Annotated in this window: 23 protein-coding genes; 5 read left to right on the forward strand and 18 right to left on the reverse strand. The window is 53.5% G+C overall.

Annotation, left to right across the window (positions count from 1 at the left end; translation table 11 throughout):
- Positions 1-12 precede the first annotated feature (12 nt).
- The 9 genes from ccmI to ccmA all read right to left on the reverse strand — a co-directional run bounded on the left by ccmI (position 13) and on the right by ccmA (position 6,932).
- On the reverse strand, positions 13-1,218 hold the full coding sequence (gene ccmI / locus REIFOR_RS10015; protein ID WP_100257422.1) for a c-type cytochrome biogenesis protein CcmI: 1,206 nt from the start codon (positions 1,216-1,218) through the stop codon (positions 13-15).
- Entirely contained in the window at positions 1,218-1,688 is a 471-nt protein-coding gene (locus tag REIFOR_RS10020) for a cytochrome c-type biogenesis protein (protein WP_100257423.1), read from the reverse strand. Before REIFOR_RS10020 ends, ccmI begins: the two co-directional genes overlap by 1 nt.
- Complete coding sequence (locus tag REIFOR_RS10025) at positions 1,675-2,208, reverse strand: DsbE family thiol:disulfide interchange protein (protein WP_100257424.1); 534 nt, start codon at positions 2,206-2,208, stop codon at positions 1,675-1,677. Before REIFOR_RS10025 ends, REIFOR_RS10020 begins: the two co-directional genes overlap by 14 nt.
- The gene (locus REIFOR_RS10030; protein WP_100257425.1) at positions 2,205-4,160 is read right to left on the reverse strand and encodes a heme lyase CcmF/NrfE family subunit; all 1,956 of its coding nucleotides are present in this window, start codon (positions 4,158-4,160) and stop codon (positions 2,205-2,207) included. The genes REIFOR_RS10025 and REIFOR_RS10030 overlap by 4 nt, the downstream gene beginning before the upstream one ends.
- Positions 4,161-4,170: 10 nt before the next feature.
- A complete protein-coding gene (gene ccmE, locus REIFOR_RS10035) occupies positions 4,171-4,614 on the reverse strand; it encodes a cytochrome c maturation protein CcmE (RefSeq protein WP_100257426.1) in 444 nt (147 codons plus the stop codon).
- Positions 4,611-4,784: a heme exporter protein CcmD gene (gene ccmD, locus REIFOR_RS10040; RefSeq protein WP_100257427.1), complete on the reverse strand. Its 174-nt coding sequence runs from the start codon at positions 4,782-4,784 to the stop codon at positions 4,611-4,613. The genes ccmE and ccmD overlap by 4 nt, the downstream gene beginning before the upstream one ends.
- Positions 4,784-5,482 carry a heme ABC transporter permease CcmC gene (gene ccmC, locus REIFOR_RS10045; RefSeq protein ID WP_337957396.1) on the reverse strand — a complete coding sequence of 233 codons (699 nt, stop codon included), beginning with the start codon at positions 5,480-5,482 and terminating at the stop codon, positions 4,784-4,786. The genes ccmD and ccmC overlap by 1 nt, the downstream gene beginning before the upstream one ends.
- Before the next feature lie 152 nt (positions 5,483-5,634).
- The gene (gene ccmB / locus REIFOR_RS10050; RefSeq protein ID WP_100257428.1) at positions 5,635-6,306 is read right to left on the reverse strand and encodes a heme exporter protein CcmB; all 672 of its coding nucleotides are present in this window, start codon (positions 6,304-6,306) and stop codon (positions 5,635-5,637) included.
- On the reverse strand, positions 6,303-6,932 hold the full coding sequence (gene ccmA, locus REIFOR_RS10055) for a cytochrome c biogenesis heme-transporting ATPase CcmA (RefSeq protein ID WP_100257429.1): 630 nt from the start codon (positions 6,930-6,932) through the stop codon (positions 6,303-6,305). Before ccmA ends, ccmB begins: the two co-directional genes overlap by 4 nt.
- A 157-nt stretch (positions 6,933-7,089) precedes the next feature.
- Between ccmA and REIFOR_RS10060 the strand changes: the two genes are divergently transcribed.
- Together REIFOR_RS10060 and REIFOR_RS10065 are read left to right on the forward strand one after the other, a co-directional pair.
- Positions 7,090-8,514, forward strand: a complete 1,425-nt coding sequence (locus tag REIFOR_RS10060; protein WP_100257430.1) for a hypothetical protein — start codon at positions 7,090-7,092, stop codon at positions 8,512-8,514.
- A complete protein-coding gene (locus tag REIFOR_RS10065) occupies positions 8,511-8,840 on the forward strand; it encodes an EscU/YscU/HrcU family type III secretion system export apparatus switch protein (protein WP_100257431.1) in 330 nt (109 codons plus the stop codon). The genes REIFOR_RS10060 and REIFOR_RS10065 overlap by 4 nt, the downstream gene beginning before the upstream one ends.
- Before the next feature lie 124 nt (positions 8,841-8,964).
- Here REIFOR_RS10065 and REIFOR_RS10070 read toward each other — a convergent pair.
- Both REIFOR_RS10070 and REIFOR_RS10075 read right to left on the reverse strand, forming a co-directional pair.
- Positions 8,965-10,517, reverse strand: a protein-coding gene (locus REIFOR_RS10070) for an IS3 family transposase (RefSeq protein ID WP_405124658.1) whose coding sequence is annotated in 2 segments (ribosomal slippage) — positions 8,965-10,049 and positions 10,049-10,517 — 1,554 coding nt in all. Because the reading frame shifts where the segments join, the coding sequence is not laid out codon by codon here.
- 112 nt (positions 10,518-10,629) lie between these two features.
- A protein-coding gene (locus REIFOR_RS10075; RefSeq protein WP_405124659.1) for an IS3 family transposase occupies positions 10,630-12,182 on the reverse strand; the annotation gives its coding sequence in 2 pieces (ribosomal slippage) (positions 10,630-11,714 and positions 11,714-12,182; 1,554 coding nt in all).
- A 350-nt stretch (positions 12,183-12,532) separates the two neighbouring features.
- On the opposite strand from REIFOR_RS10075, the gene REIFOR_RS10080 reads away from it, so the two are divergent.
- Entirely contained in the window at positions 12,533-13,102 is a 570-nt protein-coding gene (locus REIFOR_RS10080) for a tyrosine-type recombinase/integrase (RefSeq protein WP_100257433.1), read from the forward strand.
- Here REIFOR_RS10080 and REIFOR_RS10085 read toward each other — a convergent pair.
- The 3 genes from REIFOR_RS10085 to guaB all read right to left on the reverse strand — a co-directional run bounded on the left by REIFOR_RS10085 (position 13,099) and on the right by guaB (position 17,750).
- On the reverse strand, positions 13,099-14,334 hold the full coding sequence (locus REIFOR_RS10085) for a tyrosine-type recombinase/integrase (protein WP_100257434.1): 1,236 nt from the start codon (positions 14,332-14,334) through the stop codon (positions 13,099-13,101). The genes REIFOR_RS10080 and REIFOR_RS10085 overlap by 4 nt on opposite strands.
- Before the next feature lie 161 nt (positions 14,335-14,495).
- Entirely contained in the window at positions 14,496-16,073 is a 1,578-nt protein-coding gene (gene guaA, locus REIFOR_RS10090; protein WP_100257435.1) for a glutamine-hydrolyzing GMP synthase, read from the reverse strand.
- 207 nt (positions 16,074-16,280) lie between these two features.
- Positions 16,281-17,750 carry an IMP dehydrogenase gene (guaB, locus tag REIFOR_RS10095; protein ID WP_100257436.1) on the reverse strand — a complete coding sequence of 490 codons (1,470 nt, stop codon included), beginning with the start codon at positions 17,748-17,750 and terminating at the stop codon, positions 16,281-16,283.
- Between the two features lie 198 nt (positions 17,751-17,948).
- Between guaB and xseA the strand changes: the two genes are divergently transcribed.
- Positions 17,949-19,325 carry an exodeoxyribonuclease VII large subunit gene (gene xseA / locus REIFOR_RS10100; protein WP_100257437.1) on the forward strand — a complete coding sequence of 459 codons (1,377 nt, stop codon included), beginning with the start codon at positions 17,949-17,951 and terminating at the stop codon, positions 19,323-19,325.
- A gap of 26 nt (positions 19,326-19,351) precedes the next feature.
- Here xseA and REIFOR_RS10105 read toward each other — a convergent pair whose 3' ends face one another.
- From REIFOR_RS10105 to REIFOR_RS10120, 4 genes are all read right to left on the reverse strand, one after another.
- Positions 19,352-20,617, reverse strand: a complete 1,266-nt coding sequence (locus tag REIFOR_RS10105) for a leucine-rich repeat-containing protein kinase family protein (RefSeq protein WP_100257438.1) — start codon at positions 20,615-20,617, stop codon at positions 19,352-19,354.
- Between the two features lie 88 nt (positions 20,618-20,705).
- A complete protein-coding gene (locus REIFOR_RS10110) occupies positions 20,706-22,031 on the reverse strand; it encodes an ABC transporter permease (RefSeq protein ID WP_100257439.1) in 1,326 nt (441 codons plus the stop codon).
- A gap of 17 nt (positions 22,032-22,048) precedes the next feature.
- Entirely contained in the window at positions 22,049-23,548 is a 1,500-nt protein-coding gene (locus REIFOR_RS10115; protein ID WP_100257440.1) for an ABC transporter permease, read from the reverse strand.
- 3 nt (positions 23,549-23,551) lie between these two features.
- Positions 23,552-24,319, reverse strand: coding sequence for an ABC transporter ATP-binding protein (locus REIFOR_RS10120; RefSeq protein WP_100257441.1), 768 nt, complete (start codon positions 24,317-24,319; stop codon positions 23,552-23,554).
- A gap of 181 nt (positions 24,320-24,500) precedes the next feature.
- Between REIFOR_RS10120 and REIFOR_RS10125 the strand changes: the two genes are divergently transcribed.
- Complete coding sequence (locus REIFOR_RS10125; RefSeq protein WP_100257442.1) at positions 24,501-25,268, forward strand: outer membrane lipoprotein-sorting protein; 768 nt, start codon at positions 24,501-24,503, stop codon at positions 25,266-25,268.
- Position 25,269 lies beyond the last annotated feature (1 nt).

A 25,269-nucleotide genomic window follows, 5' to 3' on the forward strand; every position in this document is an offset into this window, starting at 1 on the left:
TAATCGGTCGGATCAGGGCATATTGATCGTCAGTTCAACATTCGTTTCCACCTGATTCAGAGACACCTCGACCGCGTCGGTTCCCCAATCACCCGGTTGAGCGTTAGCGATGCCGGTCAACGAGACCCGAGCGGTGACCTCAACCACGTCTTGGCTGGAGATGCCGGCCATCGGACCCATGGCGTCGGAATCGCTCAGCATCACGGTGACGTTCTGAGCTCTGATAGCCAATCGTTTGACCGCCAATGGCATGCGGCTGCCGATCGGCCGGGCATACACAAACAGCGCCGCGTCTTTGGACAAGCCTTCCCAGGCAGCCGGAAGGTTCACCCGAACGACAATCCGGATTGGCTCATCAACGGCATAATCAATGCCTTGAGCCAAGAGCCGATCTTTCGCCTCGGCAATAAATTCGTCTATTACCTGCGAATCGGCGTCAAGGTTATTCAGCTTCAACCGAGTCCAGTATTCGATCGCCTTCTCATTCTTGCCTAGATCAAAGCTCAAGCGTCCGGCCAAGCCTAGCGCTGTGTCGTTTTGAAAATAGCTGAGCGACTCTTCAAATGCCGCCAAAGACAACTCACTGGCACCCAAGGTAGCCTGTACCTGGCCTATATAGGCGAGGATGGTGGACTCATCTTCGGCCTCGTGTTCGACCAGCCGTAATTGGGCCAGTACTTTATTCAAACTGAGCAGCGCTTCCGGATAGGCTTCCATATCCATCTGCATGCGCGCCAAGCGGAACCAACCCTCTATATCTTCGGGCGTTTTTTCGAGCAGCTGCTGATAATCATTGAGCGTCTTGCTGACCTGTTCAGGTGACAGATTGGCGTCGGAGGCCAGCTGCGCGAACTGCTCCTTGACCTGCACGGCCGGATAAGCCCCAATCTTGTTGTAAGTTAACCAGGCACCGCCAAATATAGCCAAGGTGAACAGTGGCACCCAGACCCAGGACATCTGACTGACCTGGCCGCGCGAGCTGCGGTCAGTCTCGGCATCGGCGAGCAAGGCCTTTTCTTCTTCTAAACGAAACGATTGATATTCAACATCACTCAGTTCGCCACTGTCGCGCAACTGGTCCAAGCGTGCCAACTGTTCCTTGTGAATCGATAATGACCGCTCGACGGATTCAACCCCCTGCTCCTTCTGGCTGCGCTGGCGCACTGCAAAGAGTACGAAAACCAACACCGGTATGACCCAAATAGTTAAAATCAGCATTAAGACTTATCCTCCATCAAGGCCTTGAGCCGCTGTTGTTCATCCGCGGTTAACTCAGTTGGAACACCCTGTCGGCTTGAGCGAGTCAGTCGAATTAGCAGGGTCAGGCCGGAAATCAATAAAAATGCCGGCACAATCCATAACCAGATCGTAACAAAGGACATTTGCGGTTTGTAGATGACAAATTCGGTGTACCGATCGACCATAAAATCGATGATTTCTTGATCGTTAAAGCCTTGATGCAACATTTCATAGGTCTTTTGACGAATGTCTTGGGAAATCGGCGCATTGGAATCAGCGACATTTTGGTTTTGACATTTGGGGCAGCGGAATTGAAAGCTCAACTCCTCATACCGATCGCGCAGACCGTCATTGTCAAAGGTTAACAGTTCGCTGGACGCCTGGGCTCCGGAGGCCAGCAACGCGCATACCAGCACGAGACCGGCATAATAGGTTCTAAGCCATTTCATCGAAGATCGCCTTCAATTTATTCTGCCAGTTAACATCCGTAATTGGGCCCTGAAAGCGGTAGCGCACCTCGCCGGAGGAATCGACAAAGAAGGTCTCCGGTGCGCCGGTGACACCCAGATCAAAACCAAGGTCACCATTGGGATCGAAAATATCAATGCTGTATGGGTTGGCGTATTCGCTTAGCCAGGTCAGCGCTGCGGCCCGATCATCCTTATAGTTGATGCCGATGATTTTCACGCCTTGTGCGGCTAGGGAGTTCAACACCGGATGTTCGTACTTACAGGATGCGCACCAGGTCGCCCAGATGTTCACCAACATCGGCTCACCGACCAGGTCGGAAACGGTTAGGAACTTCTTACTGTCTTCTAAACGGCTCAATTTAAAGTCCGGCAAGGGGTCGCCGGTAAGGGCCGACGGTACTGCCTTGGGATTGACTCCGCTCAGCAAGGCATAACCGAATACGCTAAATATCATCAGTACGACGATCAGCGGAATTATTAAGAGTGGCTTGATTTTCATGCTGTGGCTCCCTTCTTCGTTGAGCGATAGCGTTTATCTGTGATACTGAGGGTGCCGCCGATCGCCATCAACACTGCGCCGAACCATAACCAACGAATAAAGGGTTTGACCTGAAGTCGGATCGACCAGACTTGCCGTTCGTCATCGAGCGGTTCGGCTAACGACACATAAAGATCGCGAAACAGATTGCCATCGATGCCAGCTTCGGTCATGACATTATTCTTGACCGGGTAAAAGCGCTTTTCCGGGTTTAATACCGCGACCGCCTTGTCGTTGCGATAGACATTGATCACGCCTTGATCGGCAACATAGTTCGGTCCCTGCACCTTACCGATGCTTTCAAATTCAAAACGGTAATTTTCCAGGACAACTTCATCGCCCGCGGTCATACGGAAGTCGCGCTCGATGTCCAAATTAGATACCAGCACCACACCGGTGGTCGAGACCAACAACCCCAAGTGGGCAATCCACATACCCCAGAAACCGACGCCCGCTTTGCGCACACCGGCGAGAAAGCTTTTGCTGTGCCGGGTTTTATCCATGACCAGTCGAATTAGGCTGGCCGCCGTCCAGAATACCAGGGACAGACCCAACCAAATTTGCCAGTGCAGTTCACCGGACAGGGTCCAGGGCAGCACTAAGGCGATCACGATTGCCCCGGCCGCGATGGCCAGCAAAAATCCAGTCCAGTTCTTTAGTTGGTCTTTTTTCCAGCGCATCAGTTGACCGACAGCAATAAAACAGAGCAAGACCACCATCAGCAAGTTGAACGCCAGATTAAAAAATGGTGCGCCGACCGATAGCTTGCGCCACCCGAAGGCATCGGCAAAGAGCGGTAAAAGCGTACCGAATAGCACCGCAAAGGCGATAACCACCAGAAGGATGTTATTCATCAGAATAAAGGACTCGCGCGAGACTAGCTCGAACTGGCCATTGATTTTAATCTTGCCAGCGTTGAGCGCATAGAGGGTCAAACTGCCGCCAATGGTTAAGGCCAGAATTACCAGAATAAACAGACCACGTTCTGGGTCAGCGGCAAAAGAATGGACACTGGTGAGCACCCCCGAACGGACCAAGAAGGTGCCTAACAGGCTGAACGAGAAGGCAAAGATCGCCAACAGCACCGACCAACTCTTAAACAAATTGCGCTTTTCAGTCACCGCCTGTGAGTGAATCAAGGCCGTACCGATGAGCCAAGGCATAAAGGACGCGTTTTCAACCGGATCCCAAAACCACCAGCCGCCCCAGCCTAGTTCGTAATAGGCCCACCAGCTGCCCAAGGCGATGCCCAGAGTCAAGAAGGCCCAAGCGACATTGGTCCAGGGTCGCGACCAGCGCACCCAACTGGCATCAAATCGGCCGGTTAAGAGCGCGGCAACGGCAAAGGCGAAGGCCACAGAGAATCCGACGTAGCCCATATAGAGGGTGGGCGGATGAATGATCAGGCCTATATCCTGCAAGAGCGGGTTGAGGTCGGAACCGTCCACCGGCGAGATGGGTAGGAACCGCTCAAACGGGTTAGAGGTAAAGAGAATAAACATCAGAAAAGCAAAGGCAATAAGGCCGAGAACTCCCAGGACCGCGCCCTTGAGCTCGAAGTTCAGCGTGCGCGCGAATACTGTGACCGCAACGGTCCAGCCGCCCAACATCAGGATCCACAAGAGCATCGATCCCTCATGGTTGGCCCAGGTCGCCGACATCTTAAAGTACCAGGGTAAGGCACTATTGGAATGTTGACTGACCAGATAGACCGAGAAATCATCGGTCAAAAAGGCATTCATCAGGATACCGAACGACACGACTAGGAAAAAAAACATTCCCCAGGCCAAAGCCGGTGCGGTGCGCAACAGCGACTCGTTTTTAAGTTTCAAGCCCACCAACGGCAAAACCGCGAGCAAAAACGAAAACAGCCAAGCCAGGATTAGTGAAAACTGCCCAAACTCTGGAAACATGTAAACTCCGTTAATAGGTGGTAGAGGCCTGACCGGCTTGCTCTAGAGCGTGGGTCACTTCCGGTGGCATATAGGTTTCATCGTGTTTGGCTAAAACGGTGTCGGCGGTAAACAGATTCGCCTCACCCAGTTGACCAATCACCACGACGCCCTCACCTTCCTTAAATAGATCCGGCAAAATGCCGTCATACACAATCGACACATCCGCTGAGAAGTCGGTCACCTCGAAGAATACCTTTAAACTGCCCTCTTCGCGCTCAACGCTGCCGGCCTTAATCATCCCACCGGCCCTGATAACTTGGGCCTTGGGTGCCAGACCCTGGCTAATTTCCGTCGGCGTAAAGAAATAGTTCAAATTTTGCCGCAGTGCAAAGATGGCCAAGAACACTGCAATACTGACGCCACAGACACCCAGGAGTATCAATAGCAGACGCTGTTTTCGCTTCGGATTCATGCTTGCTCCCGACGTAATTTACGTTGATGATCTTTGACCAGCTGTTTCGCTAGATAACGCGGCCCGAGAATATTAAAGAGCACAACAATGGTGGCCAAGCCATAGGCTAACCAGACATAGAGGCCGTGTTCGCCCATCTTCAAAAAGGCCGAAAAGGATTCGAACGCCATTATAAACCTCCCAGTTGTTCAATTTCTTTTTGCGCCCAAAGGGCCTTGCGCTCGCGCTTGAGAATTTCCAGTCGAGCGCGAATAAACATCCAGGCCAAGAATGCCAAATAGAAGCCTAAAATAGATAGCAGCAGAGGCACCAACATGCTGATGTGCATGGGCGCCTTTTCGGTAAACTTCAGCGTAGCGGGTTGATGCAGGGTCGTTACCAGGTTTACCGAGTATTTAATGATTGGAATATTCACGACTCCGACCAAAGCCAAGATAGCCGCGGCTCGATCGCCACTCTCTGGCCGCTCCATGGCGTTGTGCAAAGCCCAGAGGCCAAGGTAGAGCAAGAACAGGATCAGCATCGAGGTGATGCGCATATCCCATACCCACCAGTCACCCCAGGTCGGCTTGCCCCAGATGGCCCCGGTGGCCAGCGCCAGAAATGCCATGGTCATACCGATTGGGATACACGCCTTGGCCACATAGAAGGCCAACTTGATGCGCCAAATCAGGCCGACCGCCCCGGCTATCGCGATGGTCATGTAGATGGCCTCGGACAGGAAGGCCGACGGCACATGGATAAAGATGATGCGATAACTGTTGCCCTGGACACGTTCAACCGGAGAAAAAGCTAGGCCCCAGACCAGCGCCACGCCAATCAGCACAAAGGCCGCCCAGCCAAGCCAAAAGCTCCAGGGTTTGGACATCTGATAAAACCACTTCGGCGAACTGCACTTGTGGAACCATCGAACAAAAATTTGCCACATCGACTCTTGTCTCCAGATCATTCAATTACCGCGCCCTGCTTTGTTGGGTAGGGCTACGGCTACGTATTGTTTAGGACTTCGAACTGGGCACGCTAATCGCCCACTGTTACATTTAAGGCGGCGACCGTCAGCCAGGGTGTGAGCGCAAAGGCCCCGGCGGTAAAGGCACCCAAGAGCGCCAGGTAACCTTGCCAAGGCTGGTCCGTGGCCATAGCCTGAACCGTTGAAGTGCCGAATATCAACACCGGCACCAGAATCGGCATAATCAAAATCGTTAACAATAGACCACCCTTGCGCAACCCGACGGTTAAAGCCGCACCCACACTCCCGATCAGACTCAGAGACAGGGTGCCAAGCAATAATGAGAGCATCAGCACCGGTACCGCTTTGGCTGGTAATGCCAGCATCACGGACAATACTGGCGATAATACCGTTAATGGCAAACCGGTCACCAACCAATGACTGATGATTTTACACAACACTAACAATTGAGGGGGCACCGCCGCTAAAAGCATCTGTTCAAGAGTGCCGTCATCGAAATCATTGCGAAACATCAGGTCGAGCGATAAAAGTGAGGCCAAGAGCGCAGACACCCAGAGGATGCCGGGCGCCATCAGGGCGAGTTTGGCCAAATCCAAGGTCACACCTATCGGAAAGAGACTGACCACCACAACAAAGAAGAACAGTGGGTTCAACAGGTCTGCCCGACGCCGGAAGGCCAAAGTCATTTCTCGCGTCAGGGTGGTGCGCAGGATGGCAATCACAATGGGGCTCCAATGTGCAGAGGGCGCACGGCAGCATGATGGAGGCCGTGATGACTGGTCATAATAACCGTACCACCTTGCTCGGCGAAGCTGACAATGCGTTGCTCAAGCTGATTCACGGCGCTAGCATCCAGCGCGGTGAAGGGCTCATCCAACAACCAGAGTCGTACCTCTGGCAGATCGAGGTAGAGTCGGGCCAACGATACTCGGCGCTGTTGGCCGGCCGATAAACTGTGCGCGGGAACGTCTTCATAGCCGCGTAAGCCGACCGTCGATAAGGCCTGCCACAGGGCTTCTGGGGCCAACACCTGATTGTGTAAGGCCATGGCGAAGGCGAGATTTTCCAATGGGGTTTGCAACAGGGTGACGGCTGGCCGGTGGGCCAGATACCAGAACCGATTGCCGTCGAGCGCATCGCCGTCAGCCACGGGCGCATGCCAGGTGACATTGCCTTCGACCACCCAGCTCAGGCCAACCAGGCGACGTAACAGCGTGGTTTTTCCGGCACCATTGGCACCCTGTATGTGGAGGATTTCACCCTGGTCGACAGCGAATGACAAATCTGCAAATAGAATTCGCTCATCTCGCTCACAGAATAGGTCTGCAGCTTTTAACAACTCAGGCATAAACCTATCCAGAATAAAAGTGTGCCGAGTATAACCACCTGTAATAGAGCATTGGTAACCTTTACCAAAGCTTGAGATATCAAGAATTTCAGCCTGGCGCCGATATAGACTATTATCTTCCCCTGATAAAGTAGCTTACCCAGCAGGTGGTCACTATATGGCAAATGATGGCATCCGATTGCCCAGCGACAGCACCGTGACCAGTCAAAAAATCATTCGCGGCGGGGGCGAACCTGAAACAACCGCTCTACCGTCAAAAAACCTCCCACTCACGCCGATGTCGCCTCTGGTGACCGTCGTACTGCAATCGAAAACCCTATTAGCGGGCAACAAGGCCTCCCTTTTCGAGCTTATTTTGCAGAATGACCCGAAAAGCGCGCCCCCCTTGAGTGTGTTCTCGGACGCCCCGATCCGACCGGGCACCTCCCTACTCCTGGAATTCGATAAGCATCAACAATACCAACCGGTTCGGCAACCGACCCAGGCCCAACTCACCAAACTGGTCAATTTGGAACTAGATTTTTGGCGCGGACATCTCTTACCTAAGGCCGACGCGCGCAACTTCCCCACCCTACCGAGTCCCGTTGAACTGACCGGCCTAGCACACAGATTTAGCGCCCTGAGTCCGCTGGTGCATTGGCTAAACCAACGGCCAACCAGCCTCAGCAGCCCAGTGGTGGCTGCTTGGATTCGTGAGACCGTTGCCCTGTCGCAACTGCGCTATTGGAGCAGCATGCCCAAGGGCCGTGCTTCGGGCCTGGCCGCTCTGGGCTCAGGTATGTCCTTGCTAGAGGGACTGGACAGCATAGACGCAGCGCCACCGAGCAGCGGCCATGCCAACTTACCCAGTCCTGCCGGCGTCAACCCTAAGATGGCCGACTCCGGCCTACAGGCGCCACTGGAAATCAAACTCGGTCAATGGCTCGGGTTGATGGATGACACTATCAAGGCAGCACCGGATCAACTCAATAGCCGGTTAAAACAACAGGCGGCGGCATTAATTGCGCAATCCCTGCAGCAAGCGAACAAGATTCGTGCGCAGAACCCGCTGGAGGCCAGTCAAAATGCAAACTCGAGCAAGGACGACAGTCCACTGCTCGCCCTGCGCAATTGGCTTGAAGCGAGTCAAGCTCGGATTCAGAACAGTGCTATTTTGGGCGCCTCGGCCCAATGGTCGGCGCCCGATCAGCCGACGGTTCAGCAGATGCAGTTGCCCTTGATCTGGCTCGGGCTGACCAGTTGGGCCGACATCGAATGGTGGCAAGAACAACACCGCAATACCGCCAACGCCGACAAGGACGCCCGCGCGCGCCGCCGCTGGCGCATGAAGGTCTATCTGTCCTTGGCACCGATGGCCGACATCTGTGCCGATATTGATTGGGGCGGCGATGCCACCCAGCTAACGTTTTGGAGTGAGGATGCGGCCACGCTCAGCCATCTGAATACCTTATTACCTAAGCTGGAGAGCTGGACCGCCGGCTTGGGTGAGCGGAATATAACCACCAAGCACGGCATGCCCAAAAAAATGAATGCCGATCGACAAAAAGAGAAAGACAACCACCTAGTGGATATCCACACATGACAGATTCAACCGTAAATAAGGCTGCCACCTTGCAATATAAGGGGCGAAAAACCCCGATTGTGTCGGCCTTTGGCGAAAACGAACAGGCTCAAGCCATCCTCAAGCTGGCCCAGCAACACCAGATTCCGGTCTATGAAGACGAAGACCTGGTGAATATCCTTAGCCAGCTGGATGTCGGCAAGGCAGTCCCGCCGGAGCTGTTCGAATGGGTGGCCAGCGTATTGGCCTTCGCTTTTTTCGCTAAAAACGAGGTGCCCGAAGGCTTCTCACCCACTGCGACGCGCACCGCCTATAAACGGATGCGCGAAAACTATGGCGATGTCTAAACTGACAAGGTCTAGCCTGCCAGGGTCGCCCTGCCAGAGGCCAAACAAACCGCGCCACCGTCAAAGCAAACGGTCGCGCGATGAGCCCGGTGTCTTTCAAGGTAGTTGGCACTCTTTTTAGTCATTACGCTGCTTGATCACTCTCACTCTGTATATCATCTGGATTCAATGTAACACTCCCTACAGGCTCACAATTTCGGATATCGCCCGACCAGCGATACGGCTTGGCTTTTTTCGCCGCCGTTATGACCTTTTTTCGGTTCAATAATATGCCCCCGTCTTGACCTGCATGACGCTGGGCTGGCGTGACAAAGTTAATCTTGCTGTGCTTATGTTTCTCGTTATACCAAACCACAAAGTTCTCCACCCAGTCGCGCGCTTCGGTCAACCCGGCAAAGCCAGATGAGGGCCATTCGGGACGGTATTTTAAGGTCCTGAACAATGCCTCTGAGTAGGGGTTGTCATTGCTCACGCGCGGCCGACTGTAAGACGACAGCACACCCAGTTCTTCCAGCTTGGCTTTCATCGTGAGGGCCTTCATCGGTGCACCGTTATCCGAGTGCAGCACCAGGGGCTTGTTAAAGCTTTGCTCGCGCAACATGCAGCGCTGGACCAATTCCGCAGCCAGCTCACCACACTCTCGATCATGGACTTCATAGCCCACGATCTTGCGACTGTAAATATCTTCAAATAGGTAAAGGTAGTAAAACTGACCCTTTACTCTTGAGGCCAAATAGGTGATATCCCACGACCAAAGTTGATTGGGCCCTGAGGCCGTATGGCTGGTCGGCTTCCCTGTTTTGGTTGGTGCTTTACTCCGGCCGCGATGATGTAGCTGATTGTGTGCCTTCAAAATACGGTAGAAACTCGCTTCCGATGCGAGGTAGATACCCTCGTCTAACAGCGTTGGGACCAGCTGTGACGGCGGTAAACTGGCATATTGAGGCTCATTACTCACCGCTAAGATCACCTGCGTTTCCTGCTCACTGATTTTATTGGCTGGCACCGGCCGACTGGCCAGTGGCCGCTGGTCCATGCCAACCAGACCCGCTCGGTACCAACGACGATAGGTCCTGAGGCTCAACTCAGCTTCCTCGCAGGCGCGACTCAGGCGAGCCCCACTGTTCGTGGCCTGGTGTATTAATGCTACCGTGGCGATGCGCTCGGGCAGTGGCGTTAGCTCTCCTCGCCGCCGTCCTCCCAGAGCGCATTGAGCTTTTTTCGTAACACTAACAAAGCCACCGTTTCGGCCAGCGCCTTTTCCTTGAAGCGAAGATCTTTTTTGAGCAGTTTGATCTCCACCTTGTCCTTCTTGGCTTGGTGTTTGACCGCGCTGCCTTGGGCTTCACTGGTCTGGAATCCCTGGAGACACTCGCTCTTCCAGCGCTGCACCTGCTCAGGATAGAGGCCTTTTGCACGGCAGTACTGGCCCAGCTCAGATGCTGACAACGCAGCCGTTTGGATGACCACTGAGAGCTTGGCGTCAGCCGTCCAATCGTCGGCAGATAACGTCTTTCCTGGCACAGGCATTCCTTGTTGTTTGGCGGTATCGCGCCAATTATAAAGGGTTTTTAACGATATGTGTTCCTGCCGGGCAATCTGGGCCACAGTGACGTTGTGGGGTGGCAACATTTTCTTCAAGATCGATTCTTTCCGTTCTGCTGAATATCGAGCCATTCCGTTCTCATTAACCGCCCCCTGATCTGGTTTTAGGTGGAATCTAGAGGGTGACAACTATCCTGACACAGGGGGCGGTGTCTTTCAAGGTAGTTGGCACTCTTTTTAGTCATTACGCTGCTTGATCACTCTCGCTCTGTATATCATCTGGATTCAATGTAACACTCCCTACAGGCTCACAATTTCGGATATCGCCCGACCAGCGATACGGCTTGGCTTTTTTAGCGGCCGTTATGACCTCTTTTCGGTTCAATAATATACCCCCGTCTTGACCTGCATGACGCTGGGCTGGCGTGACAAAGTTAATCTTGCTGTGCTTATGTTTCTCGTTATACCACACCACAAAGTTCTCGACCCAATCGCGCGCTTCGGTCAACCCGGCAAAGCCAGATGAGGGCCATTCGGGGCGGTATTTTAAGGTCCTGAACAAGGCTTCTGAGTAGGGGTTGTCATTGCTCACGCGCGGCCGACTGTAAGACGACAGCACACCCAGTTCTTCCAGCTTGGCTTTCATCGTGAGGGCCTTCATCGGTGCACCGTTATCCGAGTGCAGCACCAGGGGCTTGTTAAAGCTTTGCTCGCGCAACATGCAGCGCTGGACCAATTCCGCAGCCAGCTCACCACACTCTCGATCATGGACTTCATAGCCCACGATCTTGCGACTGTAAATATCTTCAAATAGGTAAAGGTAGTAAAACTGACCCTTTACTCTTGAGGCCAAATAGGTGATATCCCAGGACCAAAGTTGATTGGGCCCTGAGGCCGTATGGCTGGTCGGCTTCCCTGTTTTGGTTGGTGCTTTACTCCGGCCGCGATGATGTAGCTGATTGTGTGCCTTCAAAATACGGTAGAAACTCGCTTCCGATGCCAGGTAGATACCCTCGTCTAACAGCGTTGGGACCAGCTGTGACGGCGGTAAACTGGCATATTGAGGCTCATTACTCACCGCTAAGATCACCTGCGTTTCCTGCTCACTGATTTTATTGGCTGGCACCGGCCGACTGGCCAGTGGCCGCTGGTCCATGCCAACCAGACCCGCTCGGTACCAACGACGATAGGTCCTGAGGCTCAACTCAGCTTCCTCGCAGGCGCGACTCAGGCGAGCCCCACTGTTCGTGGCCTGGTGTATTAATGCTACCGTGGCGATGCGCTCGGGCAGTGGCGTTAGCTCTCCTCGCCGCCGTCCTCCCAGAGCGCATTGAGCTTTTTTCGTAACACTAACAAAGCCACCGTTTCGGCCAGCGCCTTTTCCTTGAAGCGAAGATCTTTTTTGAGCAGTTTGATCTCCACCTTGTCCTTCTTGGCTTGGTGTTTGACCGCGCTGCCTTGGGCTTCACTGGTCTGGAATCCCTGGAGACACTCGCTCTTCCAGCGCTGCACCTGCTCAGGATAGAGGCCTTTTTCACGGCAGTACTGGCCCAGCTCAGATGCTGACAACGCAGCCGTTTGGATGACCACTGAGAGCTTGGCGTCAGCCGTCCAATCGTCGGCAGATAACTTCTTTCCTGGCACAGGCATTCCTTGTTGTTTGGCGGTATCGCGCCAATTATAAAGGGTTTTTAACGATATGTGTTCCTGGCGGGCAATCTCGGCCACAGTCATGTTGTTTGGTGGAAACATCTTCTTCAATATCGATTCTTTCCGTTCTGCTGAATAGCGAGCCATTTTGTTCTCGTTAACCGCCCCCTGATCTGGTTTTAGGTGGAATCTAGAGGGTGACAACTATCCTGACACAGGGGGCAAAGGCGATGCTTATACTTGGTTTTAGCTGTTATGAAATTATTAGCCACACGTTCACGTAACGTGGCTTGTTATCGTTATGACTAAACACATAACAACTCAAACACATCACATAGAAACAACACTTAAGAATATGTAAGAAAATAACTATTATCTTACATTTAGACGTAAGTCATTGATGTATGGAAGGTATTTGTAAGACACATTTTGGTTGCTCAAAACAAACATCAGAAAATACACTGTATGTACGAAAACATTACATTTAGGTGGTTTAGATGGCACAAGCAAAGACACTTAGCAAAGCAGAACTCAAGCAGCTGTTAGACGTAACAAATTCGTGCAGTCGTTACGCAGAACGTGATGCAACGATGCTGCTGTTTACTCACTTGTGTGGTTTACGCATAGGTGAAGTGGCTGCGCTGCGTTTTGACGACATACTTGATGCAAACGGCAACGTACGTGACGAAATGACACTTGATGCAGCACGAACAAAGAGCAAGCGAGCACGTAAGATATTTCTGCCAAAGCAGATGCAGCGTCAACTGATAGAGTACGTTAACAGCTTAAACAAACAACCACTGCACGGTTATTTATTCTCTACACAGAAGCAAGCACACTTTAGTGCAAATACAGCTACACAGCACTTACAACGCTTGTATTCACGTGCTGGGATTAGTGGTGCTACGTCGCACAGTGGCAGACGCACTTGGCTTACTGCACTTAGTCAGAGAGGTGTTAGTGTATTTGTGCTAGCAGAGATGGCTGGACATAGAAGCATACAGACAACTCAGAGATATGTGACAGTAAATGACGAAATGAAACGCAACGCAGCAGAATTGATTTAGAGAACTTCAATAGTGCCATCGGCATTCCGCTTATAGTCAGCAACAGCGTTGGTTAAACGGATTTCATCATTCAAGTGATAATACGTCTTTTCAATCTGCGCCACGCTAGTGCCACACATATCTGCTATCTGCCTAAATGTTAAGCCACTCATAATACGCTGCGTAATCATAAAGTGACGCAAGCTGTATGGTACTAAGTCACGTATTTCTCTGTCTGAAATGTCAGCTAACTCAATCATCTTGTGCCAATGATAAAGCAGTGTACGTTTGCTTATTTCACTTTCACCATCCAACGTAAACACAAGTTCATCAGCTCTCTTTGGCTTAGATATTTCGCGTAAGCGTTCGAAGTACTGTCCGTTACGACACAAGAAGGTACGACTTGTACGTACTTTGCTTGTTTCTGCTCGAACGTGTATGCGTGCTAGCGTTTGTTCACTACCGTTTGCTGAGTGTCGTTCTAGCTGCACATCACTCCAACGTAACTGCTTTTGTTCGCCAACACGTAAACCACTATTAGCTGCAACTAGCATATAGTGCTGCACGATTTTTCGCACTCTAAGTTCAGCGTCATCTAGCTTGTTGTGTTTGGCACAGTAGGTACGCATTGCACGATAGAGTGTTTCGTATTCATCGTTAGTTAACGTTGCTCTGCGTATCGCTTCATTACCTTTGTCTAAGCGTGGTAATTTCTTAAACTCAAAGCTGTCAATGTGAGTCTCGCCGTTCTTATTCAGCCACTTCATCAATGCATTTATAGTGCTTTGTTCGTTTTGAACTGTGACTTGTTTGACTTTGGTGTTGGTGGTTTTGTGGCGATGGTAGAAGTAGTTTTCGCAGTCAGTGCGTTCGAGTTCTTTGAGCTTAGTGTCTTTGCCAATGAAGCTAAGGAAGTGCTGTAGATGTGTTGCGATAGTTGCTAAGCGTCCACTCACAATGTGTCCAAGCTCAACGTCACGCTTACGAAAGCTCAAGTACTTCTCAACACCTTCTTTGGTGGTAATTGAAAAGTAACTCTTGCCTTGTTGCAAGTTACCGTAAATCTCTAAGTAAGCAGCCTTGCCACGCTCTACAGCAGTGCTCTCGCTGCGTGTGCGTAGGCTTTTACGTGCGTACTTATTCTCTTTAGGCAACCACAAGCGAAACTGCCAATACTCGCCTCGCTTGTACACACAAGCTTCATCAAATATTGTTATTTCACCTTCAGCAAAGTTTTGTTTTTTAAGTGCCAAGTTTGCTCGCAGAGTTACTATTATTTTCAGTAGTCACACGTTTGTGCAACATTCTGTGTAACTGTACGAGAAAACTTCAATTAAATCAATGATTGATTTTTCATGTGAAACAAATGTGTAAGTAATTAATATAATTAAATCAATGACTTACAATAGAATAACTACTCCCACTCAATGGTCGCCGGCGGCTTGCCGGAAATATCGTAGACCACACGAGAAATACCGCTGATCTCATTGATAATACGATTGCTGACCTTACCCAAGAGTTCATAGGGCAGATGGGCCCAGCGGGCGGTCATAAAGTCGATGGTTTCAACCGCACGGATGGCAATGACCCACTCGTAGCGACGGCCGTCACCGACCACACCGACAGACTTAACCGGCAAGAACACCGCGAACGCCTGTGAGGTTTTCTGGTACCAGCCGGCTCGATGCAGCTCTTCCATAAAGATGGCGTCAGCCTCACGCAACAGATCGGCGTATTCGCGCTTCACTTCGCCGAGGATGCGTACACCCAAGCCGGGGCCTGGGAACGGATGGCGATAGACCATGTCGTAGGGCAAGCCTAACTCCAAACCGATTTTGCGCACCTCGTCTTTGAACAGTTCACGCAACGGTTCGACCAGCGCCATCTTCATGTTGTCGGGCAAGCCGCCAACATTGTGATGCGACTTAATAACGTGTGCCTTGCCGGTTTTGGACGCTGCTGACTCGATCACATCGGGGTAGATAGTGCCCTGAGCCAGGAAGTCGACCTCTTGAATCAACTTGGCCTGCTCATCGAAGACATGGATAAATTCGCGGCCGATAATCTTACGTTTGGCTTCTGGATCGGCCTCGCCTTTTAAGGCATCGAGGAAACGATCCTGGGCATTGGCGCGAATCACCTTGACGCCCATATTGTCGGCGAAGAGTTTCATCACCTGGTCGCCTTCGTTCTTGCGCAGCAGACCGTTATCGACGAAGACACAGGTCAGCTGGTCGCCGATGGCCTTGTGCAATAAGGCCGCCACTACCGAGGAATCGACGCCGCCGGATAGGCCCAAGAGCACCCGACGGTTGCCCACCTGATTGCGCACCTTCTCGATCTGATCGTCGATAATATGTTCGGCGGTCCATAGCGCGTCGCAACCGGCCAGGGTGCGTACAAAGCGCTCGAGGATATCCAAGCCCTTTAGGGTATGGGTCACTTCGGGGTGAAATTGCACGCCAAAGAAGCGCTTGGCCTCATGGGCCATGCCTGCGATCGGACAACTCGGGGTCGACGCCATGAGCTCAAAACCGTCCGGCAGCTGAGTGACCTTATCGCCGTGACTCATCCAGACATCGATGTAGTCCACGCTCTCTGAGTGACGATCCGATAGACCCTGCAAGAGACTGCCCTGGGCGGCCACCTGCACTTCGGCGTAACCGAATTCTTGGTGCTCGGAATTACTCACCACGCCGCCGAAATGCTCGGCCATGGCTTGCATGCCGTAACAGATCCCTAACACCGGAATGTCCAGATTAAAGACCAGCTCGGGCACGCGCGGGCTATCGATTAGGCCAACCGATTCCGGTCCACCGGACAAAATAATGCCCTTGGGCTGAAACGCACGGATCTCGTCATCGCTGACATCGAAGGCGCGAATTTCACAGAACACACCCAATTCGCGCACGCGACGGGCAATCAGCTGGCTGTATTGAGAGCCAAAATCCAAGATCAAAATCTTGTCGGAGTGGATATTTACAGGGTTCATAGTGTTCGTCAGCCTTGAAAAATTACATCAATGGTGGCTTAACCGGCTCAGTGTGGACCACGCCAAACGGGTCCTTGGGGCGACGCGCCTGAACCCAAGGGCCAGGCGTGCGGTGCGCTTGAGCAGTTGATGCCAGGTTAAAATAGCGATCGTAAAAAATTTGTGCGCATCGAGTAAAAGCCAGGGCCGACGCTCGGCCCTGGTGCCTTAACTGACTCGATAGTTCGGTGCTTCCTTGGTGATCTGCACATCGTGCACATGCGACTCTTTCATGCCCGCGCCGGTAATCTGGACAAATTCCGGCTTGGTGCGCATATCGAGAATAGTCTTACAGCCGGTGTAGCCCATAGCGGCACGCAGACCGCCCATCAGCTGATGGACCACCGAGGTCATCGGACCCTTAACCGCGATACGGCCTTCGACACCCTCCGGCACCAGCTTCTCAACACCGCTCTCGACGGTCTGGAAGTAGCGATCGCTGGAGCCTTGCACCTGCGCCATGGCACCGAGCGAACCCATGCCACGGTAGCTCTTGTAAGAACGGCCCTGGAACAGCTCAACCTCACCGGGCGACTCATCGGTACCGGCAAACATACCACCGGCCATAATGGCGGATGCCCCGGCAACAATCGCTTTGGCGAGGTCACCGGAGAAGCGGATACCGCCGTCGGCAATCAGGGGAATACCATAGGGTTCGAGCGCTTCGGCGACATTGGCCACGGCACTGATCTGCGGCACGCCAACACCGGCGACGATGCGCGTGGTACAGATCGAGCCTGGGCCGATACCGACCTTAACGCCATCGGCGCCGGCCTCAGCCAACGCGATTGCAGCGGCACCGGTGGCAATATTGCCGCCAATCACATCGACCTGCGGAAAGGTCTGCTTGACCCAACGGACGCGATCGATCACGCCCTTGCTGTGGCCGTGGGCGGTGTCGACAATAATCACATCGACCCCGGCATTGACCAGCGCTTCGACCCGATCGGGGGTGTCGGCGCCGGTACCGACTGCCGCGCCTACGCGCAAGCGACCGTATTCGTCTTTACAGGCATTGGGATAGGAGCGAGCCTTGTTGATGTCTTTCACCGTCATCATGCCGGTGAGCTTAAAGTTCTCATCGACCACCAAAACCTTTTCGATGCGATGGATATGCAGCAGGTCACGCACCTTGTCCTGACCCTCACCTTCAAGCACGGTAACCAGCTTATCTTTACCGGTCATGATGGTGGCAATGCCGGCATCAAGATTGCGCTCAAAGCGCACATCGCGGCTGGTGACGATACCGACCAGGTCATCGCCGTCGAGCACCGGAACGCCGGAAATATTGTGTTCCGAGGTCAGGTTGATCAGTTCGCGTACCGAGGCGCTGAGTCCGATGGTAATGGGGTTACGAACCACACCGGCCTCGTATTTTTTCACCAAGCGGACGTGATGGGCCTGTTGTTCGATGGTCATATTCTTATGAATAATGCCGATACCGCCTTCCTGCGCCATCGCAATCGCCAAACGGGCTTCGGTGACTGTATCCATTGCGGCCGAGACCAGGGGGATATTGAGTTCGATATTACGGGACAGGCGAGTTTTTAACGTGACTTCCTTAGGCAGCACCTCGGAATAGCCGGGTACGAGCAAGACATCGTCAAACGTTAGGGCGGTCTGGGCAATGCGCAACATGTTCTGTTTCCCTCTGATGGAGTGGAAAAAAAGATGATTCGACGTTAAATACGGCTTTCACGGCTGAATCGAGTTGGCGCGGCATTATAACTAGATTTGCCAAATAACATAGCTTTATGGCAAAATTCCTTCTTTATATAGAGTGCACCATTGCGGGCCCTCAAAAAGCATCGTCAACCAGGCCAAGCAAAGCGCCCTATGTTATCAAACAAATCTGCTCTGTTATCAAACCAACCCTCGAGCCTCTCCGGCCAACCCAGTGCGACCTTAACGGTTTCCCAACTCAATCGGCAAGTGAAGCAACTGCTGGAAACCCAATACCCGGCGATACCGGTGCGCGGCGAAATTTCGACCCTGAGTCGACCGGCGTCCGGTCATATCTATTTCACGCTCAAAGACGCCAATGCGCAGATCCGCTGCGCGATGTTTCGTAGCCAGTTGGCCAACAATAAATATAGTCCAAAACAGGGCGACGAGGTCTTGGTTTTTGGTCGGCTTAGCCTCTATGAGGGCCGCGGCGATTATCAACTTATTGTTACCTCCATGCAGCCGATCGGCGATGGCGCCCTGCAGACGGCCTTTTTCCAGCTCAAGGAGCGGCTCGCGGCCGAAGGCCTGTTTGACGAAGTACACAAAAAGCCCTTGCCCGCCGATATTCAACGCGTTGGCATCGTCACCTCCGCCACCGGCGCCGCCTTGCACGATATTTTAACCGTCCTAGAGCGTCGCTGTCCGGCCCTGGAGGTCATTCTCTACCCGACCCAAGTTCAAGGCAATGAAGCCGCAGCAACGCTGGTGCAGGCCATCGAGTGCGCCAATGCGCGCGATGAGGTCGATATCTTGATCGTCGGCCGCGGCGGCGGTTCACTCGAAGATCTGTGGTGTTTTAATACTGAGCCGGTCGTGCGCGCCATCTTCCACTCGGTATTGCCGATTATTTCCGCGGTCGGCCATGAGGTGGATGTCTCGATCGCCGACTTTGTCGCCGATATCCGCGCCGCGACGCCATCGCAGGCGGCCGAGTTGGTCAGCCCCGATCAGTACGAGCTGATGCAGCGCTTCGATCAGGGCGAACAACGCCTGCTCTCGGCCATCAGCCGCCTGATACGCATCCAGGGTCAGCTGTTAGTCAGTCTGAGCAAGCGTCTGAAAAATCCGGCGGTAACGGTGCAGGAAGGTTTTGCCACCCTGAGTGGTTTGCAGGTGCGGCTCAATCGCGCCATTGCCCGGCCCCTGCTGCAACACCAACAACAACTCGACGGCCTGCAAAGGCGCCTGGGCCAGGTTAGCCCTCAGCTCACCATCGAGCGCGATCGGCGCATGTTGATGCAGTCCGAACAGCGCCTACAGCGTGCCTTAGATGGCACGCTCGAGCGCAAAAAGGGCCGTTTTCAACAACTGATCGGCAAACTGAATCTGTTGTCGCCCTTGGCCACCCTGGAGCGGGGCTATTCGATAACCCGGGACAGCCAGGGTACGGTTATCCAACAGAGCCACCAGGTTCAGGTCGGCGGTGAAATTGAGACCCTATTGAAAGACGGCAAGATAATCTCGATCGTGGAGCGGATTCTGTAGGCCAGCCGGGACGCACCGCGTCCTGCTCAGCCTAATAGAGCCTGACCCTGGATCTCAACCACTCGTTGTCGCAGGCGCTGATAGTCGCCGCTTCCCTGATCGTGTTCGGCACACACCCCGAGTAGATCCTCGATAAAATGCGCCAGCGCGCGGCGTTCAATGCGCTTGACCTGCCCCTGCTGCGCTGGGGTCAACATCTGATACAGGCTCGCGGCACCGAAGTCACCGAAGATAATATTGGCCTGCGCATCAAACAGGGTGTTGTGGGCATAGAGGTCGCCGTGGCAGACCTGGTTGGCATGTAGGTGATCGAACACCGCATCCATCTGAGCAATCATCTTATCGATCTGCACGATGGAGAGGCTGAAACCTAGGCTAAAGGTATCGCGCGTGCAGCTGTCGAGGCTGGGCGGCAAGCCCAGATTAGTGAAGTGCGCGGGGATCAAATTCATGATCAGCGCGAGATGGCCCGGCTCATTGACTTGCGCCAAGGACCGCACCAAATTGGGATGATTACCCACTTTTAAACAGGCCTGCAATTCATCATCGGGGTAACCATCGCTGGTAACCTCGCCTTTAAAGACCTTCACCGCTATCGCCTCGGGAAACTCGCTTTGCGGGCTGTTCCAGAGCGCTTGTGAAATTACCCCGGACGCGCCCTGACCCAGCACCTGAGCAAGGCTATAGCGGCTGGAGGCGATCATGGGCACCTGATTGACCCGGTCATCGGATCGACTAAAGGGATTGCCGGCAAAGGCAAACCAGGCCAGCTTGGGCAAACTCAAGAGTTGCTCTGGGCAATGGCTTAATTGGTTGGCTGAGATGCGCACCAACTCCAGGTTAACCGATTGGGCCAGGGTCTGCGGTAAATGGGTTAAGCGATTGCCCGCCAAGGCCAGCTTCTGCAGCCGGGGTCGCTGGCCGAGCGAATCGGGCAAGGTCACGATCTGGTTATCCGTTAGGATCAACCAACGCAGTTGCGCCGGCAAGGCATGCTCGGCAACCTGCCGGATCCGATTCGACTTAAAGCCAACCATTTCCAAGTTGACGCACAGGCCGAGCACTTCCGGCAGTGCTTCGAACAGATTATTGGACGCGAAAATTATTTTCAGCTGGGTCAATTGCGCCAGCTCGGCCGGCAGCGTGGTGAGCCGATTATTGGACAGGTCCAAAACCTCTAAGCTACTTGCTAGAGTGAGTATTTCCACGGGAAAGGCGGTGAGATTTTCGGACAGCGTCAGCCGCTTAATGCCGGCGAGTTCGCCTGACTTCAGTTGTGCTAGGGTTTGCAAAATATGACGTCCTGGAGGATAGCGGCAAGTGCCGGGCAGTGTACGCAACACGGGACTGGAATTACAGCCCCGCGCCCTGCCCTAAGCCTTATGAGGCGGCGCGCAAGGCATCACCCGGTGCCATATTGGCCGCTTTCCGGGCGGGGAAGTAGACCGCACCGGCGGCAACTAGTGCGGTCACGACGAGCGGCACCAGTACAGCCAGCCACGACAGTGGGAACTGCAACTGACCGGTCACGGCAAACATTGCCAAGGGCCCACCGCCTGGCAGTGTCAGGGTGCCCAGGACGGCGGCTAAGATAAATGCACAGACGATCCCGACGCTGGCGCCCATCAGTGCCGTTAGCACCGATTCGGCGATAAAGAGGCGAAAAATCCAACTGCGTTGCGCGCCCATGGCACGCAGGGTACCGATTTCCTGAACCCGTTCCAGTATCACCATGCGATATGCGTTGGTGATGCCGACCATAATAATCAGCAACATCACCACAAAGACGGCCAGCGAAATGGCCTCCAGGGCGCCGATTAAAGACAGTACATCGGACATGGCATCGTTGAGATTGGTCACGGTAAAGCGTGTGCCCTGCCACGGCTCGTCTATGTGTTCGATCAGATTGCCCGACATGCCCATCATTCGGCGTTTCATTGGATTCTCTTCGTCGGCCGGCTGCACGCTAGCCTGTTCACCAAAGTAGGCCAGGAGCCGGTCACGTATGGCATCCATATCGCTAATTTGCGCGAGTACTAGATTCAGTTGCTGATAGGCCTCAGGCGGCAAACCGATCAGTCCGTTGACGTCGCTCAAATTAGCGTAATTGGTGACCTCGTTAAGGCCCTCCGGATCGGCAATCACCGCGGCAATGGTCCACTCCACTAAGTTCTGCTGGCCGGTCACGGTACTGGCGCGAATCAGAATCGACTCACCTGCGGTAACCCCCAGTTCATTGGCCACCTTTTCTGGCACGATCAGCATTTTCGCCTGGGACATCAGACTGACGTCACCGGCGATACGCGCCATATTGTCGAAGACATTGGTCTCGACGCTAAAGTCGACACCGGCCACGGTGCCCTGCACCGCTTGGCCGCCAAAGGATAGGGTCGCCGCGCTGGACGAGCGTTTATTCTGCTGCACGATGCGATCGGCCAAGGGCGCCAGGGCTCGACTTACTAAGGCGCGATCTTCGATCACGGCCAGATTGCGGTTGGAGGCGGTAACGATTTCGCCACTGATGTAGACGTGGCCGCCCAGCGCCTTGGAGAAATTGCTTTCAACACTATTGGCCATGCCCACGGTGAGACTGTTGACCAGGGTGATAATCATCACGCCAAACGCCATCGACAAGGCCAACATCAGACTGCGTTTGCCTTGGCGAGCAACATTACGGTATGCCATGTTAATCATATTAAGTTTCATCTACTGTGCTCCGGGCCTTAGCCTTGCATCGCTTTTAATGGGCTCACTTTAAGGGCAATACCCAATGGGTACAGACAGGCCAATACGGCCCCGAGCGTCATCATCGATACCGCCTGCAGCACTGCGCTGACCGACACCGATGGATAGAGCGCATCACCTCCGAATAAAATTTTGATAATATCGTTTGCCGCCGGCAAACCATTAATGCTGATCAGCCACAGTGCCACCGTCCCCACTAGCACCCCGACCAGAGCCGAGGCCAGCGCGAGGATCAGAGTTTCGGTCAGAATCATTTTGCGGACAAAGGCTTTTTGAGCCCCGATAGCGCGCATCGTGCCAATTTCCTGCAACCGTTCGGTGACCGAGATGACTAGAGTATTCATGATAATAAGGGTGGCGACGAAGGCGACCAGTACCACCAAACCATTGAGGATCAGCTTGATACCGCCGACCAAATTGCCGATAAAACCGGCGGCCTGGGTCCAATCGCCGACCCGCCAATTCAGATCGTTGGCGTCCACCCAAGCCTGCAAGCGCTCTTGGGTGACCGCCACATCGGCCGGATTGTCCAACAACAGCACCGCGAACTGAGCCTGCACCGGGAGCGTAACGTGCGCCGCGACACCGGGACTGGAATGAGCGGCAAGCGCTATCGGCTCAGCCACGACCGACTCATTGCTCAGCTCGGGGGTGATCAGGCTAGAGCCGTTACCAAATAGGTCAGGCGCCGCCGTGCCCATCAGCGTGGCCTCGCCAAACAGACTGTCCTCAGTGACCTGGCCTAAAATCTCGCTTTCCGCTGCGGACAGCTGCACCTCTATGACTTGCTGGTGGTTTAACGACAGCAGCGCTTGTGAGGTTTTCAGGTCTACCAGGCTCATCAGCTCCAACTGCGGCGCGGCGATGGTTTTAAAGGCAAACAGGCCGCTGATCGTGACTTCACGAATCTTGATGCCATTGTCACCCATCACGGTGATCAATAGCGTTTCGCCCACCTTGATAGGACTGCCCTGAGCCTCCGCGAGCGCATCGGCCACGCCAATACTAAGCGCAATCGACGGCGCGTCACCAGACCAGAGCCCGCCCTCAAGCCAGGTCAATGGCTGTGCGAAACTGTGCTGCCAAACGGTTGGGTCGATACCCCAGAACAGCGAACCACCCTGCTCGCCCTGGTTAGTCTCCAATATACCGCGACCGACCGTAGTCGGTGAGACCGACTGGACATTGGCTTGCGCCGCCAATTGGCCAGCAAATTCGTCGAACCGCTCCAGTGCCTGGACCCCGTCCGTGCCGAATGACCCAAAGATACTCAGGTCGCCTTCATCCTCGACCGGCGCATAGATAAAGATGTCACCGCTGTATTGTTCGGTAAAGCTGTGGCGCAAGCCGACCGAAATGGAATCCATAATCGAATTACCCATCACCAACAGGGTCACGCCCAGCGCGATCAGGCCCCCTACGATCAGGGTTTTGCTGCGATGTTCGGTGAGATTGCGCAGTGCGATTTTGGTAATCATGGGCTACTCCGCCTGTGCCATCGGTTCGGCTGCAGGGGCGTGATCACCGGTTGCGCTTTTACCGTTCTGAAAATATTCATCGATGATGGTGCCGTCCTGCAGTTTCACCACATGATCGGCGATTTCAACGACGCGCGGATCGTGCGTCGAAAAGACAAAGGTGGTACCCAACTCCTGATTCATTTGATGCATCAGCGCAATGATCTGCGCCCCGGTTTTAGAATCCAGGTTGGCAGTCGGTTCGTCGGCCAGCACAATGCTCGGTTTGGTCACCAACGCTCGGGCGATGGCCACCCGCTGACGTTGACCGCCAGACAGTTCGTTCGGGCGATTGATGCGCCGATCGGCCAGACCAACCTGTTCAATCAAATGATTAATCCAGTCCTGTTGTTCGGCGGGCGCCCAATTGGCATAGGGATTGTGCTTACTGCTGTCGAGCAAGAGTGGGAATTCAATATTTTCACGCACATTGAGCACCGGAATCAAGTTAAAGGACTGAAAGATAAAGCCCAGCTTTTGATGGCGTAAACGGGTTATCTCGACTTCGCTCATGCTGCCGGTAATGATGCCGTTTATCTCCACCTGGCCCGACGTCGGTGCGTCGATGCAACCAATCAAATTCAGAGCGGTCGATTTACCGGATCCAGACGGACCGCTTAGGGCAATGAAATCGCCAGCATGGGCCGCAAAACTGACGTCATTCAAGGCCTTCACCAGGGTGTTACCCAATGCGTACTGTTTGGTCACGCTATCTAACTTAATTACTGCCATCGTTCGTCTCCGTTACCTTTTGTGAATAACGCTATTAAAACCGTATCTGGGAGGCATCGACATTGATGAAAAAAAACGCGCCATAACAATTTGTTATAATCTGTTATCGGATAGCAATGGGCTCAGCGCGGGCGCTTTTCTACACTGAGCCACATCAAAACAGCCCAAACGAGCCGAACCTATGAAACTATTGACGAACTCCCGCAGCCTGCTCACGACAGCCTTGACCAGCAGCCTACTTTTAGCTGGCGTATGGGCCGCTGCCGAGAGCGGCAGCGACACCCTGGCAGCAATCGACCGCAACACCAATTTGCTCGACAACGATGTCTCGATGGTGGCGACGATGATCACCGAGAGCACGGCCGATGGAGTGGACAAAAATGTTGTTCGGATGTTTCGCCGGGATCGTGATGATACCTTTTTAATTCTGTTTCAAGAGCCGGAAAATATTCGCGGCCAAGGCTATCTGCAGATCGATGAAACCCTGTGGTTTTACGACCCGGAGAGTCGAAAATTTACCCATACTTCGATTAAAGATAGTTTTAAGGACTCCGACGCCAATAATTCGGATTTCGGCTCATCAGCCTGGGCCATCGATTACCGCGTCACCGGTTCCGTGGCGGCCAAACTGGGCTCCTTTTCGACCCATCTGCTAACCCTGGCCGCAACCAGTGATGAGGTGACCTACCCGAGCATGAAAATTTGGGTCAATGACAGTCCCCTGCTGGTACTCAAAGCTGAAGCCTATAGCTTAAGCGGCCGCCTGATGCGCACCTCCTACTTCCCGTCCTATACCCAGGCCGGTGACGCCTATATGGCAACGAAAATGATTTTTGTCGACGAAATCGTCAGCGGCGATAAGACCACCCTAACCTTCGATCAGGTCAGCACCATCGATTTGGACGATTCCGTCTTTACCAAAGCCTATGTTGAACGCGTCAACAAATAAG

It is taken from the genome of Reinekea forsetii (assembly GCF_002795845.1).
Taxonomy (GTDB): domain Bacteria; phylum Pseudomonadota; class Gammaproteobacteria; order Pseudomonadales; family Natronospirillaceae; genus Reinekea; species Reinekea forsetii.

Coding starts and splice junctions, on each gene's coding strand:
- REIFOR_RS10125 (WP_100257442.1), top strand. CDS start 24,501: ATGAAACTATTGACGAACTCCCGCAGCCTGCTCACGACAGCCTTGACC.
- REIFOR_RS10080 (WP_100257433.1), top strand. CDS start 12,533: ATGGCACAAGCAAAGACACTTAGCAAAGCAGAACTCAAGCAGCTGTTA.
- REIFOR_RS10060 (WP_100257430.1), top strand. CDS start 7,090: ATGGCAAATGATGGCATCCGATTGCCCAGCGACAGCACCGTGACCAGT.
- REIFOR_RS10065 (WP_100257431.1), top strand. CDS start 8,511: ATGACAGATTCAACCGTAAATAAGGCTGCCACCTTGCAATATAAGGGG.
- guaB (WP_100257436.1), bottom strand. CDS start 17,750: ATGTTGCGCATTGCCCAGACCGCCCTAACGTTTGACGATGTCTTGCTC.
- guaA (WP_100257435.1), bottom strand. CDS start 16,073: ATGAACCCTGTAAATATCCACTCCGACAAGATTTTGATCTTGGATTTT.
- REIFOR_RS10020 (WP_100257423.1), bottom strand. CDS start 1,688: ATGAAATGGCTTAGAACCTATTATGCCGGTCTCGTGCTGGTATGCGCG.
- REIFOR_RS10030 (WP_100257425.1), bottom strand. CDS start 4,160: ATGTTTCCAGAGTTTGGGCAGTTTTCACTAATCCTGGCTTGGCTGTTT.
- REIFOR_RS10120 (WP_100257441.1), bottom strand. CDS start 24,319: ATGGCAGTAATTAAGTTAGATAGCGTGACCAAACAGTACGCATTGGGT.
- ccmC (WP_337957396.1), bottom strand. CDS start 5,482: ATGTCCAAACCCTGGAGCTTTTGGCTTGGCTGGGCGGCCTTTGTGCTG.
- REIFOR_RS10025 (WP_100257424.1), bottom strand. CDS start 2,208: ATGAAAATCAAGCCACTCTTAATAATTCCGCTGATCGTCGTACTGATG.
- ccmD (WP_100257427.1), bottom strand. CDS start 4,784: ATGGCGTTCGAATCCTTTTCGGCCTTTTTGAAGATGGGCGAACACGGC.
- REIFOR_RS10110 (WP_100257439.1), bottom strand. CDS start 22,031: ATGAAACTTAATATGATTAACATGGCATACCGTAATGTTGCTCGCCAA.
- ccmE (WP_100257426.1), bottom strand. CDS start 4,614: ATGAATCCGAAGCGAAAACAGCGTCTGCTATTGATACTCCTGGGTGTC.
- REIFOR_RS10115 (WP_100257440.1), bottom strand. CDS start 23,548: ATGATTACCAAAATCGCACTGCGCAATCTCACCGAACATCGCAGCAAA.
- ccmI (WP_100257422.1), bottom strand. CDS start 1,218: ATGCTGATTTTAACTATTTGGGTCATACCGGTGTTGGTTTTCGTACTC.
- xseA (WP_100257437.1), top strand. CDS start 17,949: ATGTTATCAAACAAATCTGCTCTGTTATCAAACCAACCCTCGAGCCTC.
- ccmA (WP_100257429.1), bottom strand. CDS start 6,932: ATGCCTGAGTTGTTAAAAGCTGCAGACCTATTCTGTGAGCGAGATGAG.